The sequence below is a fragment of the Micromonospora sp. NRRL B-16802 genome (assembly GCF_001279555.1).
Taxonomy (GTDB): domain Bacteria; phylum Actinomycetota; class Actinomycetes; order Mycobacteriales; family Micromonosporaceae; genus Micromonospora; species Micromonospora profundi.
The window spans coordinates 1-11,670 of sequence record NZ_LGEB01000062.1; the positions used below are offsets into that span (position 1 = coordinate 1).

The following is an 11,670-nucleotide window of genomic DNA, read 5'->3' on the forward strand; positions in this document are numbered from 1 at the left end:
CCGGCCTGAGGATGCCACCGGTCACACCCAGAAACCCGCCACCAACGGACATACCACCCACACCACGCCCGCAGACGCCGGCCGAACCGGGCACCCAGGGCGATGATCGACTCGGGTTCCTTGAAACCGGGGCATCCACCCCAGCCGGACACACCGATTACAAGGAACCCGAGTCGATCAAACACTGCGGTCGCCTCCGGCCACCGCGCGAAGCCCATCCCGCTGCACAAATGCCCCCAAAACCGCGCTGGGACCGCGCCGGGACCGCCCCTGGGACCGCGCCGGGACCGCCCAGCCCTACAACTCCGGTCACCTGCACCAGCCGGCAGGGCAGGCAGACACGCAGGCTCGGGCGGGCGTTAGGGCATTAGGCGGGCTTTGACCTTTGCCGCGCACAAGTCCAGCACCGTCTGCGCGTCCAGGCCCAGGCTCTCGATGGCCACCAGGGCCGTGAAGGCGACGTCGGCCAGTTCGGCGGCTACGTCCTCGCGGGTGTGGGTGACGCCTTTGCGGGGGTTCTGCCCGAGTAGGCCGATCCACGCCGCTGACGCCTCCCCCGCCTCCTCGGTGAGTTTGAGGATGCGACATGTCAGTTCCGTCTGGCCGGTGCCGTTGGCCGCGTCCAACCAGCTGCGCGAGGCGCGCGCCGCATCCCAGATCGACTCGTTCACGTCGACCAGTCAACCGGACCGCCCCGGCGGACCAGGCGACCGGGTCGCTCCCTGAGTGGCTGGTCAGTACCGCCATTGACAGTGTTCGACGGCGGTCCTAGGTTCAGGGCGCTACCGGCCGGTAGGCAACCGTCCCGCCTGCGTCCGTCCGATGGGGAGCATCGATGCTGTCCGTACCCGTTCGTACCCTGCGCCGCCTGCTCGCCACCACCGCGACGCTGACCCTGGCGGCCAGTCTCGCCGGTGCCGCGCCGGCCAGCGCCGCCACCCACGATCCGCGTGGCAGCCAGCCGCTGCCGGGCTACACGTTCGAGAATCCGCCGCTGGCGCCGCTGGTGGTGGCCGGCAAACCGACGACGATACGCCAGGGCGTACACCGTCACGCCGCGTACATCATCGAGGTTCCGGCCCGGTGGAACGGTGACCTGGTGCTGTGGGCGCACGGCTACCGCGGCCAGGGCACGGTGCTCTCGCCGGAGCCGCCGGCCTTCGACCTGCGTCAGCGGGTGCTGGCCCAGGGGTACGCGTGGGCGTCGTCGTCGTACGACCGCAACGGCTTCGACATCCGCTCGGGGGTGCTGAGCACGAAGGACCTCGCCGACCACTTCGGACGGACGGTGCGCAAGCCCCACCGCACGTATCTCGCCGGGGTGTCGATGGGCGGGTACGTCATCGGTCGCTCGCTGGAGCAGTACCCCGGCTTCTACGACGGCGGGCTGCCCATGTGCGGGGTGCTCGGCGATCAGACGCTTCTCGACTTCTTCCTCGACTACAACCTTGTCGCGCAAGCGTTGGCCGGGGTGTCGGCCTATCCGACGCCGGCGGACTACCTGACAAACGCGGTGCCCCGCATCCAGGTGGCGCTGGGTCTGGCGGGGCTCACGCCCACCGGGCAGGACACCACCACCGAGCGCGGCAAGCAGTTGCGGGCCATCACGGTGAACCGGTCGGGCGGGCCGCGTCCCGGCGCCGATGCCGCCTTCGCGGTGTGGAAGGACTTCCTGTTTTCGATCGCGGTGACCGACGGCGGCACCTCCCCCGCCCAGCGGCCCGGTCAGATCTCCACGAACCTGCTCACCCGCTACAGCCCGAACAGCCCCGTGAACGTCAACGCGACAGTGCAGCGGGTCGCTCCGGAGAATCTCGCGCAGCGGCTCCTGCCGACGCTCACCGAGGTGCCGAAGATCGCCGGCCGTCCGAGCGCGCCCGTGGTGAGCCTGCACGGCCTGGGTGACCTGTTCGTGCCGTTCAGCATGGAGCAGGCGTACGCCACCGACGTGGCGCGGCACGGTCGTAGCCGGCTGGTGGCGCAGCGGGCGATCCGCACGGCACAGCACTGCGAGTTCGGCCCGGCCGAGGCCGGCGCCGGCTGGGATGACCTGGTGTCATGGGTACGCACGGGCAAGCGCCCGGCCGGCGACACGGTGACCGACCCGGCGGTGGTGGCGCGACCCGACTACGGCTGCCGGTTCAGTGACCGGGCAGCGTACGCCGCCGGCGTCGGCACCCGCCGCCTGTATCCGGCCTGCTGACGGTACGCGGACACGACGACGCCGGCCGGCCCCGTAACGTGTGCCGGCCGGCGCGTGTGTGCGGGTGTTACGAGAGCTGCTGGACGAGGTCCGCCGCCTGCTCCTCCCACTGCGCGTACGCGTACGGGTAGGCGGAGACCTGGACGGTCTGCGCCGCGGTGGTCAGCGGCATGTCCTGCCAGCCGCCCACGTTCTTCAGGGAGTTGAAGAACGCCGTGGCGGAGTATTCCGGGTCGGTGATCTGCTCGGGCGTGCCCCAACCCGACGACGGGCGCTGCTGGAACAGGCCCTGCGAGTCGTGGTCGTTGTACGCGCCCAGGTGGCCGAGGTTGTACAGCTTCGACTCCTGCAGCGAGGTGGCGATGCCGATCACCGCGCCACGGTCGCCGACGCCGGTCTTCTTGGCGACGTCGATGATCTCGCGGGCGTTCTCGATCTGCGCGTCGTCGAGCGGGATGCGCGACTGGGCGCCCTCGACGCCGTGCGGGATCAACTCCTCGCGGCTGGGCTTGCCGGCCGGCGGCTTGCTGGTCGGGGAGCCTGTGGTGAGGCCCGACTCGACGGGCTGGTCGTCCTGGCGGGCTTCCGTTGCGGCCTTGCCGGTGGCAAGGTCGATGGCGGCGACGGCACCCTCGTGCGGTCCGGAGGTGACCGGGGCGGCGACCGCCGTGGGGGCCAGCGCGAGTCCGCCGAGGGCGGCGATGCCCACCACGCTCAGCGCGGTCTTGCGGTGTTTGTCCTTAGCGATGGCCGGGAGCCATCGAGTGAAGTCGACCTTCACGATGGTTGCCCTTTCGATCGTGCGGAACGCTCCGGGGTGAACGCTCCTCGGGAGATGACCGCGGAGGGTGTTTGGCTCCGGCGGTTCAGGGGACACAACAGGGTTGCGGTGTCGGTCATTCCGGATATGCGCAGTGCTCGCCGAGATGGGGTTCCGGTCACTCGCGGGCATGGGACAGTGCGCCCAGCACGGCCGAAATAGGTGACGGCGCACACCGACGCTCAGCGCGCTGATCGACTCGTGTTCCTAGAAACCGGGTGTCCGGGCGCATCGGATGCCCCGGTTTCCAGGAAGGCGAGTCGATCAACGACACCCGAATGCCCTGAGCGAGGACCAGGGGACGTCGGACGTAACAGCCGGTGACGGCTAACCCATGTCACGGTCGGTAACGGTGCGACGGTGAACCCGGTCGCCCGTCGCCGCTCAGGCGTCGCGTTCCGTTCCGAAGCCGTCCAACCCGGCCCGTTCCTCCGGCGTACGCAGCTCCTCGAAGACGGTGATCTGCAGGTCGGCGGGTGCCTCGAGGCGGGAGTTCAGAGACTGCCACGGGGTGAGGGTGGGCGGCGCGATCTCGGCCGCCCCGGCGGCGACAAGCCGGGCGGTGGTCGCCCTGGCGTCGTCCACCTCGAAGGCGACCCGGATGCGGGGCGCGACCTGCCGACCCACCTCGACCTCGTCGATCATGCGTTTCTGCGCCGGGTTGGCGATCTCCAGCGTGGCGCGGCCGGCGTCCAGGATCAGGACCCGGGCGTCCCCGTCGCCGCTGAACGCCGCCTCCTCGGGCAGCCCCAGGGCGTCGCGGAAGAACGCGACAGCGGCCTCGTAGTCCTCGGCCTCCACCACGAGGCGCAGCTGACGGACGACGGGCGCGGGCTGATCTGCGGTCATGACCGCAGATCGTAACGTCGGTCGGCGACGGTAGATTCAGGCAGTCCGGAAGGGGTCGAGGATGGCCGACACAGACGAGGCGTACGTGCTGCGGCCGGTCGGCCGGGTCGTCTCGCCGCTGACCGACGCGGCGAGCGCACCCCGGCAGGGCGACGAGGGTACGCCGGCCGCCTGGCTGGTCTTCGACACGTCGGTCGAACGGGCTCTGCGTGACCTGTCGGTGGGCGCGGACCTGCTGGTGCTGACCTGGCTGGACCGCGCCCGCCGAGACGTGCTGGCGGTCCACCCGCGCGGCGACGAGAGCCGACCGGAGACCGGTGTGTTCAGCACCCGCTCCCCGCACCGCCCCAACCCGATCGGCCTGCACCGTGTCCGGGTGTTGGCCGTCGATGGGCTGCGGGTGCAGGTGGCCGACCTGGAAGCCCTCGACGGCACCCCCGTGCTCGACGTCAAGCCGGTGCTCGGCGCGGTGAACGAACGCTGACCGTCGACCGACGCGCCAGCCCACAGCGCGACCCGTCGACCGACGCGCCAGCCCGCCCACCGCAGCGCGCGCCGGCCGCTGCGGCGGCGTGCCGGAGGTCAGTGACCTCGGGCGATCCACTCCTGCAGGTGGGGGACCTCCGCGCCGATGGTCGTGTCGTCACCGTGCCCGGTGTGCACGACGGTGTCCGCCGGCAGGGTGAGCAGACGGGTGCGGATCGACCCGACGATGGTGTCGAAGTCGCTGTACGAGCGACCGGTGGCACCCGGCCCGCCGGCGAAGAGCGTGTCGCCGGTGAACACCGCGCCCAGGTCCGGGGCGTAGAAGCTGCACGCGCCGGGGCTGTGCCCGGGAGTGTGCAACACCCGCAGCGTGGTGCCGGCCACCTCGATGTCCTGCCCGTCGTGCAGTTCGCCGTGCGGCGGCAGGTGGGGGTGGACCATGTCCCACAGGACCCGGTCGTCGGCGTGCAGCAGCACCGGAGCGCCGGTGGCCCGGGCCAGCTCCGGCGCGACCCGTACGTGGTCGTCGTGCGCGTGGGTGGCCAGGATCGCCCGGACGCGACGGTCACCGACGAGCGCGAGGATCGCCTCCACGTCGTGCGGCGCGTCGAGGATCACGCACTCGGTGTCGTCGCCGATCACCCAGACGTTGTTGTCGACGTCGAACGTCTGCCCGTCGAGGGAGAAGGTGCCGGCGGTGACCGCGTGGTCGACCCGGGCGGTCATCAGAACACCACCACCGAACGGAGCACGTCGCCGTGGTGCATCCGTTCGAACGCGTTCTCGACCTGGTCGAGGGCGATCTCCTCGGTGACGAAGGCGTCCAGGTCGAGGCGGCCCTGCAGGTACAGCTCGGTGAGCATCGGGAAGTCGCGGCTGGGCAGGCAGTCGCCGTACCAGCTGGACTTGAGGGCGCCGCCGCGACCGAAGACGTCCAGCAGCGGCAGCTCGACCTGCATCTGCGGGGTCGGCACGCCGACCAGGACGACGGTGCCGGCCAGGTCCCGGGCGTAGAACGCCTGCTTCCACGTCTCCGGTCGACCCACCGCGTCGATCACCACGTCGGCGCCGAAACCGCCGGTGGCGGCCTGGATCGCCTCGACCGGGTCGGTCTCGGAGGCGTTCACGGTGTGCGTGGCGCCGAACTTACGGGCCCACTCCAGCTTGCGGGTGTCGGTGTCCACGGCGACGATCGTCGTCGCGCCCGCGAGGAGCGCACCGGCCACCGCCGCGTCGCCGACGCCCCCGCAGCCGATCACCGCGACCGAGTCGCCACGGGTGACGTTGCCGGTGTTCATGGCCGCGCCAAGCCCGGCCATGACGCCGCAGCCGAGCAGGCCCACAGCGGCCGGCCGGGCGGCCGGGTCCACCTTCGTGCACTGGCCCGCGTGCACGAGGGTCTTCTCGGCGAACGCGCCGATGCCCAGCGCAGGGGTCAGCTCGGTGCCGTCGGTGAGGGTCATGCGCTGGTGGGCGTTGTGGGTGTTGAAGCAGTACCACGGCCGCCCCCGCCGACAGGCCCGGCAGTCGCCGCAGACGGCCCGCCAGTTGAGCACCACGAAGTCGCCCGGGGCAACGTCGGTGACGCCGTCGCCCACCTGCTCGACGACGCCTGCCGCCTCGTGGCCGAGGAGGAAGGGATAGTCGTCGTTGATGCCGCCCTCGCGGTAGTGCAGGTCGGTGTGGCAGACCCCGCAGGACTGGATCCGGACGATCGCCTCACCGGGCCCCGGGTCGGGCACCACGATCGTCGTGACCTCGACCGGTGCGCCCTTGCTGCGGGAGATGACTCCCCGGACTTGCTGGCTCACTTCGCCTCCTGCTGGTGGTGTGCGGCGGGGACCGGATGCCGGCAGGTGGTGAACCGGGCGCGGCGGTGGGCCCCTGCCGAACCTACCGCGACGACCACGGCCGTCCCAGCCGCCCCGGCGGCGGGTTATCGCGGGTCACGTGGGGTACGCGGGCCGCAGTTCCGACCACGGCCACCAGGAGTGATCATGAAACTCGCGCATCTGCCGCTGCGGGTCAGCATCGGCGCGTACTTTCTCAACTCGGGTTTGGGCAAGCGCAACCTGGAGGGTGAGGCGGCGGCAGGCATGCACGGGATGGCGGTGGCGGCCCTTCCGCAGCTCAAGCAGTTCGAGCCGGCGCGTTTCGCCAAGCTGCTGTCGCGCTCGGAAATAGCCTTGGGGGCTGCCCTGCTCACGCCGTTCGTCCCGACGCCGCTGGTGGGGTTGGGCCTCACCGCGTTCGGCGCTGGCCTGGTGCAGCTGTACCTGAAGACACCCGGCATGCGCGAGCCGGGCAGCATCCGCCCGACCCAGCAGGGCGCCGGGCTCGCCAAGGACGTGTGGCTGGTCGGCGCCGGGCTGACGATGGTGCTGGAAGGGCTGACCCACGGGCGCCGACGCCACTGACCCCGGCGGTGACCGGACCTCGTGCGGTACGGCCGTTCTACCGGCCGATGCGGCCTCGCAGCCGCGACGAGCCGCATCGTGCGGCCACACCGCTGGAACTCCTCTTCGACCTCTGTTTCGTGGTGGCCGTGGCGCAGGCCGCGACCAACCTGCACCACGACGTCTCCGACGGTCACCTCCGCCATGCGGTGACCAGCTACGCAATGGTGTTCTTCGCGATCTGGTGGTCGTGGATGAACTTCACCTGGTTCGCCTCGGCCTACGACACCGACGACGACGTTTACCGGATCACCACCCTGGTGCAGATCTCCGGGGCGTTGATCCTCGCGGCCGGGGTGCCGCGGGCGTTCACCGACGGCGATTTCACGATCATCACCTACGGGTACGTGGTGATGCGGCTGGCGGCCGTCGTGCAGTGGAGCCGGGCCGCCGCCGGCGATCCCGCCCACCGCGCGGCGGCCCGCCGGTACGCCATCGGGGTGACAGTGGTGCAGCTCGGCTGGCTGCTGCGGCTGGCCCTGCCCGACGGGTGGGGCATGGCGACGTTCGTGGTGCTGGGGCTTGCCGACCTGCTGGTGCCCGCGGTGGCCGAGCGCCCCGGGATGACCCCGTGGCACCCCGGGCACATCGGCGAGCGGTACGGGCTGTTCACCCTGATCGTGCTCGGCGAGGCGGTCCTGGCGATCTCGGTGGCGATCCAGACCGGCGTCGACGCGGGCAACCACGGGCTCTGGTCACTCGCGGCGGCCGGCGCGGTAATCGTCTTCGCGCTCTGGTGGCTCTACTTCGACAGGCCGACAGAGACGCCGGACCGGCTGCCGTACTCGCTGGTCTGGGGTTACGGCCACTACCTGATCTTCGCGGCGGTCGCGGCGGTCGGCGCCGGCCTGACGGTGGTGGTCGACGACGAGCGGCACCTCGCCCACGTTTCCGGAACCACCGCCGGCTACGCGGTGGCCATCCCGATCGCCGTGTTCCTGCTGACCGTGTGGGTGCTGCACGTCCGCCGGCAGCAGCATGGCGCGGTGGTCGTGGCGTACCCGGTCGTCGCCGGGCTGGCGCTGCTCGCGCCGCTGGGGCCGGCCCGCGTGCAGGTGCTCGCGCTGCTGCTTGTCGCCCTGGTAGCGCTCACAGTGGTGCTGCGCCGACGCGACGACGGTGCCGCGCCGGCGCGGACCCGGCCTGACGTCACGACGCCGCACGCGAAGCCGGCCGGCGCGGACCCGACCTGACGTCACGACGCCACCCGCAAAGCCGGCCGGCGCGGACCAGTGCTGGCCTTCACGCGGGCGACACACGCACCCGGACCGAATATGCGGCCCGCCGTTCGGGCGCGGCGGCCCGGAAGTCGGCAGAATTGCGGCATGCTTCGCCGCCGATGGCTGTTGGCCGACCAACTCGGGCCACATTTCCTCGACGACCTCGACCAGCCGGTGCTGCTGGTCGAGATCCGGGAGTTGTTCCGCCGTCGGCCGATGCACCGGCAGAAGGCACATCTCATCCTCTCGGCGCTGCGGCACCGCGCCGCCGAACTGGGCGACCGGGCGCTGCTGCTGCGGACGGACACGTTCCGGGAGGCCCTGGCGCAGGTCGCCGAACCGGTCGAGGTGTGCCATCCGCACTCCTGGGCGGCCCTGCGCTTCGCCCGCTCGGTGCCCGGGCTGACGGTGCTGCCGGCGCGCGGCTTCATCACCAGCCAGGACGACTTCGCCGTCTGGGCGGACCGCACCCGGCGCGGCCCTCTCCGGATGGCCGACCACTACCGCCACGTCCGCCGCCGGCACATCGTGCTGACAGGGCCGGCCGGCGGGGCCGGGCCGGCACGCCGCCCGCGCGCGGAGGGCCACGCCGTGCCGGCGACACCCCCGCCACCGCCGCCGATCGTCGAGGACGACATCGACGCGCAGGTCCGCCGCGACCTGGACCGGTGGGCGGCCGACGGCGTGCGGTTCGTCGGGAGGGACGGCCCCCGGCAGCACCCCGCCACCCACGCCGAGGCGCAGGCACGGCTGGAGCACTTCCTGACCCACCGGCTACCCGAGTACGGCCGCTGGGCCGACGTGATGAGCGCCGAGGACCCGCTGTTCGCGCACTCCGCGCTCTCGTCCTCGTTCAACCTCGGGCTGCTGCACCCGGAGCCGGCCGTACGCGCCGCCGAGCAGGCGTGGCGGGACGGCACCGCCCCGCGCACCGCTGTCGAGCCGTTCATCCGGGGGCTGCTCGGCTGGCGGGAGTTCCTGTGGCAGTTGTACTGGTACTTCGAGCCCCGGTTTCGGGGCTCGAACTGGCTGGCGGCCACCGAGCCGATCCCGGACTGGTTCGCCGAGCTGGACGCCGACGCTGTGGAGGCGCGCTGCCTCGCGGACGTGCTCGCCGCCGTCCGGGACCGTGCGTGGACGCACCAGACGCCCCGGCTGCTGGTGCTTGGCAACTACGCGTTACAGCGCGGCTGGCGTCCGACCGAGGTGGCGGACTGGTTCCGGCGCTGCTTCGTCGACGGCACCGACTGGGTGATGAACACGACGGTGATCGGCATGAGTCAGTACGCCGACCTGGCCAGGGTGGACACCCGCCCGTACGCGGTGGACGGCACCGACATCGACGAGATCAGCGACTACTGCGGCGGCTGCCGGTACGTGCCGGAGCGGGCGCTGGGCGACCTGGCCTGCCCGTACACCGGGGGGTTCGAGAGTTTCCTGCACCGCAACCGGGAGCGGCTGGTGGCCGACCCCCGGCTCGCCGCGGAGCTGGCGCGCCGCGACGAGCCGGAGCACCGCGAGGCGGTGGTGGCGCAGGAGGAGAAGCGGGGCGGCACCGCCCCGTGACGGGCCGCCCGGTCAGCGGTCGGACGCTCGCGTGAAGGTCATGATCCAGTTGGTCTCCCAGGTCTGCTCGCCGTCGGTGGAGAACGCCTGCTCCCAGCGGGCAGTGGTCGCGCCGATGTCCGACCAGATGAACCGACATCGGACCGGTCGCCCCTCGTGCTTGTCGTCGGCGTAGAAGCGGCCGACGCCGTCGACGAAGCGACCCACCATCGGCGGCTGCTCCAGCACGCCGCTGTCGCCGCTCATCCAGTAGATGGACCACTGCTGCCGTGCCGGGTCGAAGATCCTGATCGTGGCACCGGCGGAGCCCCTGGTCGGGAACGTGATCTCGTCGAAGTGGCCGCCGCCGTCGAAGAAGCCGTGGGCGACCGACACGCCGGGAAACTCCTCCCACTCGTCGGAGCCCACAAGCCGCTCGCGCAGCCGCCGGTTCACGACGTTCCAGGTGCCCACGAAGAAGTCGAAGTCGCCCATCAGCGGCCCACCGGCCCTTCGGCGCGCGTGTCGTTCAGGTAACCGGTCAGGTCAGGGCTCGCTGGCGCCAGCATGTGCCGGACCCAGGCGCCCCGCTCGTGCTCCAGCACCGCCAACTCCCACACGCAGCCCACGGCAGGGCGGCGCAGTGCGACGAAGTGTGCGGGGTCCAGGTCGGGGCACTCCAGCGCCGGCTGTCCCGCCACCGCGACGCGGATCTCCAACGCGTTGTCCCACACCCAGGTGTAGGCCAGCAGGTACGCGCCGGTGTCCGCGCCCCGGTGCAGCACCACCCACCCGGCGCCGGGGGTGCCGTCGCTCGGGACGTCCTTCAGCAATGTGGGCAGCAGGTCGTACGCGGCCTTCTCCACCTCCGGTTCGATGGGCCGTTCCGGCTGGTCGATGTGGTAGCGCTTGAGTTGCCGGCCGTCCACAGTGATCGGTGGAGGCGTTGTCAGATCCTTGTCGCGAAATGCCATGCCGGGACGGTACGGCCGGTCCCCTGACAGCTAGTGTCAGTGAAGTGCGGGCCAGTCGACTTCTCTCCCTCCTCCTGCTGCTCCAAGCGCACGGACGGCTGACGGCCGCGCAGCTCGCCGAGCGGCTGGCCGTGTCCCCCCGCACCATCTACCGGGACGTGGAGTCGCTGCACGCCGCAGGCATCCCGCTGTACGGGGAGGCCGGGCACGCCGGCGGCTACCAACTGGTCGACGGCTGGCGCACCCGGCTCACCGGCCTGACCGCCGAGGAAGCCGACCGGCTCTTCCTGGCCGGGCTGCCCGGCCCGGCCGACGAGCTGGGCTACGGCGACGTGGTGGCAGCGCTGCAACTCAAGCTGCACGCCGCGCTGCCACCGCCACTGCGCGACCGGGCCACCCAGCTCCAGCAGCGCTTCCACCTGGACACCCCCGGCTGGTACGCCGACGGCGACGCGTCCCCGGAACTGGCCCGCACCGCCGAGGCGGTCTGGCGTCAGCACCGCATCGAGGTGCGCTACCGCGGCTGGCGCGGTGAGGTGACCCGCGTGCTGGAGCCATACGGCCTGGTGCTCAAGGGCGGCCGGTGGTACGTGGTGGCCACCCAACCCGGCCGGGCCGCACCGGCGACCTACCGGGTCAACCAGATCCTCGCCCTGACCCCGCTGGCGCAGGAGTTCGAGCGACCGGCCGACTTCGACCTGCCGGCCTGGTGGCGGGCGCACGTCGTGGGGTTCCGGGCCCGCCTGCACCGCGACGAGGCCACCGTCAGGCTCTCCCCCGCCGGCCGCGAGCGGCTACGGGAGGTCGGCAGCGATCCGGTGGTGGCCGCCGTGGATGCCAGCGCCGGGCCACCCGACGCGCTGGGTTGGGTGACCGCTGTGCTGCCCATCGAGTCGCTCACCCATGCCCACGGTGACCTGCTGCGCCTCGGCGCCGACGTGGAGGTGCTGACCCCCGTCGCTCTCCGCGAGCGCCTGGCCGCCACGGCGGCCGGGCTGGCGGCCCTCTACGCCCCCACCGGACAGCCGGCGCGATAGTCCGCTGCTTCCACAGTGGAAGCCGGCGGGACATCGACTGTCGGCATCGTGTGCCACTCTGGGGACCGTCACCCGCGGTC

13 protein-coding genes are annotated in these 11,670 nt (G+C 71.8%); 6 read left to right on the forward strand and 7 right to left on the reverse strand.

From position 1 onward, the window contains the following. Window positions 1-359: 359 nt before the first annotated feature. Complete coding sequence (locus tag ADK66_RS16335) at window positions 360-671, reverse strand: MazG-like family protein (protein WP_053656161.1); 312 nt, start codon at window positions 669-671, stop codon at window positions 360-362. A 164-nt stretch (window positions 672-835) separates the two neighbouring features. Here ADK66_RS16335 and ADK66_RS16340 point away from each other — a divergent pair, with 164 nt between their 5' ends. Next, on the forward strand, window positions 836-2,203 hold the full coding sequence (locus ADK66_RS16340) for a hypothetical protein (RefSeq protein WP_053656163.1): 1,368 nt from the start codon (window positions 836-838) through the stop codon (window positions 2,201-2,203). Window positions 2,204-2,270: 67 nt separating this feature from the next. On the opposite strand, the gene ADK66_RS16345 is transcribed toward ADK66_RS16340, so the two are convergent. Together ADK66_RS16345 and ADK66_RS16350 are read right to left on the reverse strand one after the other, a co-directional pair. Beyond that, window positions 2,271-2,984 (reverse strand): hypothetical protein, encoded by a 714-nt coding sequence (locus ADK66_RS16345; protein ID WP_053656165.1) that lies wholly within the window; start codon window positions 2,982-2,984, stop codon window positions 2,271-2,273. Window positions 2,985-3,407: 423 nt separating this feature from the next. Beyond that, window positions 3,408-3,872 carry a VOC family protein gene (locus ADK66_RS16350; RefSeq protein WP_053656167.1) on the reverse strand — a complete coding sequence of 155 codons (465 nt, stop codon included), beginning with the start codon at window positions 3,870-3,872 and terminating at the stop codon, window positions 3,408-3,410. 61 nt (window positions 3,873-3,933) lie between these two features. Between ADK66_RS16350 and tsaA the strand changes: the two genes are divergently transcribed. After that, the gene (gene tsaA, locus ADK66_RS16355) at window positions 3,934-4,356 is read left to right on the forward strand and encodes a tRNA (N6-threonylcarbamoyladenosine(37)-N6)-methyltransferase TrmO (RefSeq protein ID WP_053656169.1); all 423 of its coding nucleotides are present in this window, start codon (window positions 3,934-3,936) and stop codon (window positions 4,354-4,356) included. A gap of 98 nt (window positions 4,357-4,454) precedes the next feature. Here the strand turns inward: tsaA and ADK66_RS16360 are convergent, their stop codons facing one another. Next, window positions 4,455-5,084 (reverse strand): MBL fold metallo-hydrolase, encoded by a 630-nt coding sequence (locus tag ADK66_RS16360; RefSeq protein WP_053656171.1) that lies wholly within the window; start codon window positions 5,082-5,084, stop codon window positions 4,455-4,457. Continuing rightward, window positions 5,084-6,169: an S-(hydroxymethyl)mycothiol dehydrogenase gene (locus ADK66_RS16365; protein WP_053656173.1), complete on the reverse strand. Its 1,086-nt coding sequence runs from the start codon at window positions 6,167-6,169 to the stop codon at window positions 5,084-5,086. Before ADK66_RS16365 ends, ADK66_RS16360 begins: the two co-directional genes overlap by 1 nt. A 186-nt stretch (window positions 6,170-6,355) precedes the next feature. Between ADK66_RS16365 and ADK66_RS16370 the strand changes: the two genes are divergently transcribed. The 3 genes from ADK66_RS16370 (at window position 6,356) to ADK66_RS16380 (ending at window position 9,600) form a co-directional block, all read left to right on the forward strand. Continuing rightward, window positions 6,356-6,775, forward strand: a complete 420-nt coding sequence (locus ADK66_RS16370) for a hypothetical protein (protein ID WP_053656275.1) — start codon at window positions 6,356-6,358, stop codon at window positions 6,773-6,775. 8 nt (window positions 6,776-6,783) lie between these two features. Next, window positions 6,784-8,007: a low temperature requirement protein A gene (locus ADK66_RS16375; RefSeq protein WP_197281544.1), complete on the forward strand. Its 1,224-nt coding sequence runs from the start codon at window positions 6,784-6,786 to the stop codon at window positions 8,005-8,007. Window positions 8,008-8,139: 132 nt separating this feature from the next. Then, window positions 8,140-9,600, forward strand: coding sequence for a cryptochrome/photolyase family protein (locus ADK66_RS16380; RefSeq protein WP_053656175.1), 1,461 nt, complete (start codon window positions 8,140-8,142; stop codon window positions 9,598-9,600). Window positions 9,601-9,612: 12 nt separating this feature from the next. On the opposite strand, the gene ADK66_RS16385 is transcribed toward ADK66_RS16380, so the two are convergent. Continuing rightward, window positions 9,613-10,074 (reverse strand): hypothetical protein, encoded by a 462-nt coding sequence (locus tag ADK66_RS16385; RefSeq protein WP_053656177.1) that lies wholly within the window; start codon window positions 10,072-10,074, stop codon window positions 9,613-9,615. Further along, window positions 10,074-10,553: a hypothetical protein gene (locus ADK66_RS16390; protein WP_053656179.1), complete on the reverse strand. Its 480-nt coding sequence runs from the start codon at window positions 10,551-10,553 to the stop codon at window positions 10,074-10,076. The genes ADK66_RS16385 and ADK66_RS16390 overlap by 1 nt, the downstream gene beginning before the upstream one ends. 44 nt (window positions 10,554-10,597) lie before the next feature. Between ADK66_RS16390 and ADK66_RS16395 the strand changes: the two genes are divergently transcribed. Then, window positions 10,598-11,590, forward strand: coding sequence for a YafY family protein (locus tag ADK66_RS16395; protein WP_053656181.1), 993 nt, complete (start codon window positions 10,598-10,600; stop codon window positions 11,588-11,590). The last annotated feature ends 80 nt before the right edge of the window (window positions 11,591-11,670 follow it).

Bases quoted from the DNA above. Each gene is read 5' to 3' on its own strand.
- ADK66_RS16340 (WP_053656163.1), top strand. From the start codon at position 836: ATGCTGTCCGTACCCGTTCGTACCCTGCGCCGCCTGCTCGCCACCACC.
- ADK66_RS16350 (WP_053656167.1), bottom strand. From the start codon at position 3,872: ATGACCGCAGATCAGCCCGCGCCCGTCGTCCGTCAGCTGCGCCTCGTG.
- tsaA (WP_053656169.1), top strand. From the start codon at position 3,934: ATGGCCGACACAGACGAGGCGTACGTGCTGCGGCCGGTCGGCCGGGTC.
- ADK66_RS16360 (WP_053656171.1), bottom strand. From the start codon at position 5,084: ATGACCGCCCGGGTCGACCACGCGGTCACCGCCGGCACCTTCTCCCTC.
- ADK66_RS16370 (WP_053656275.1), top strand. From the start codon at position 6,356: ATGAAACTCGCGCATCTGCCGCTGCGGGTCAGCATCGGCGCGTACTTT.
- ADK66_RS16380 (WP_053656175.1), top strand. From the start codon at position 8,140: ATGCTTCGCCGCCGATGGCTGTTGGCCGACCAACTCGGGCCACATTTC.
- ADK66_RS16385 (WP_053656177.1), bottom strand. From the start codon at position 10,074: ATGGGCGACTTCGACTTCTTCGTGGGCACCTGGAACGTCGTGAACCGG.
- ADK66_RS16390 (WP_053656179.1), bottom strand. From the start codon at position 10,553: ATGGCATTTCGCGACAAGGATCTGACAACGCCTCCACCGATCACTGTG.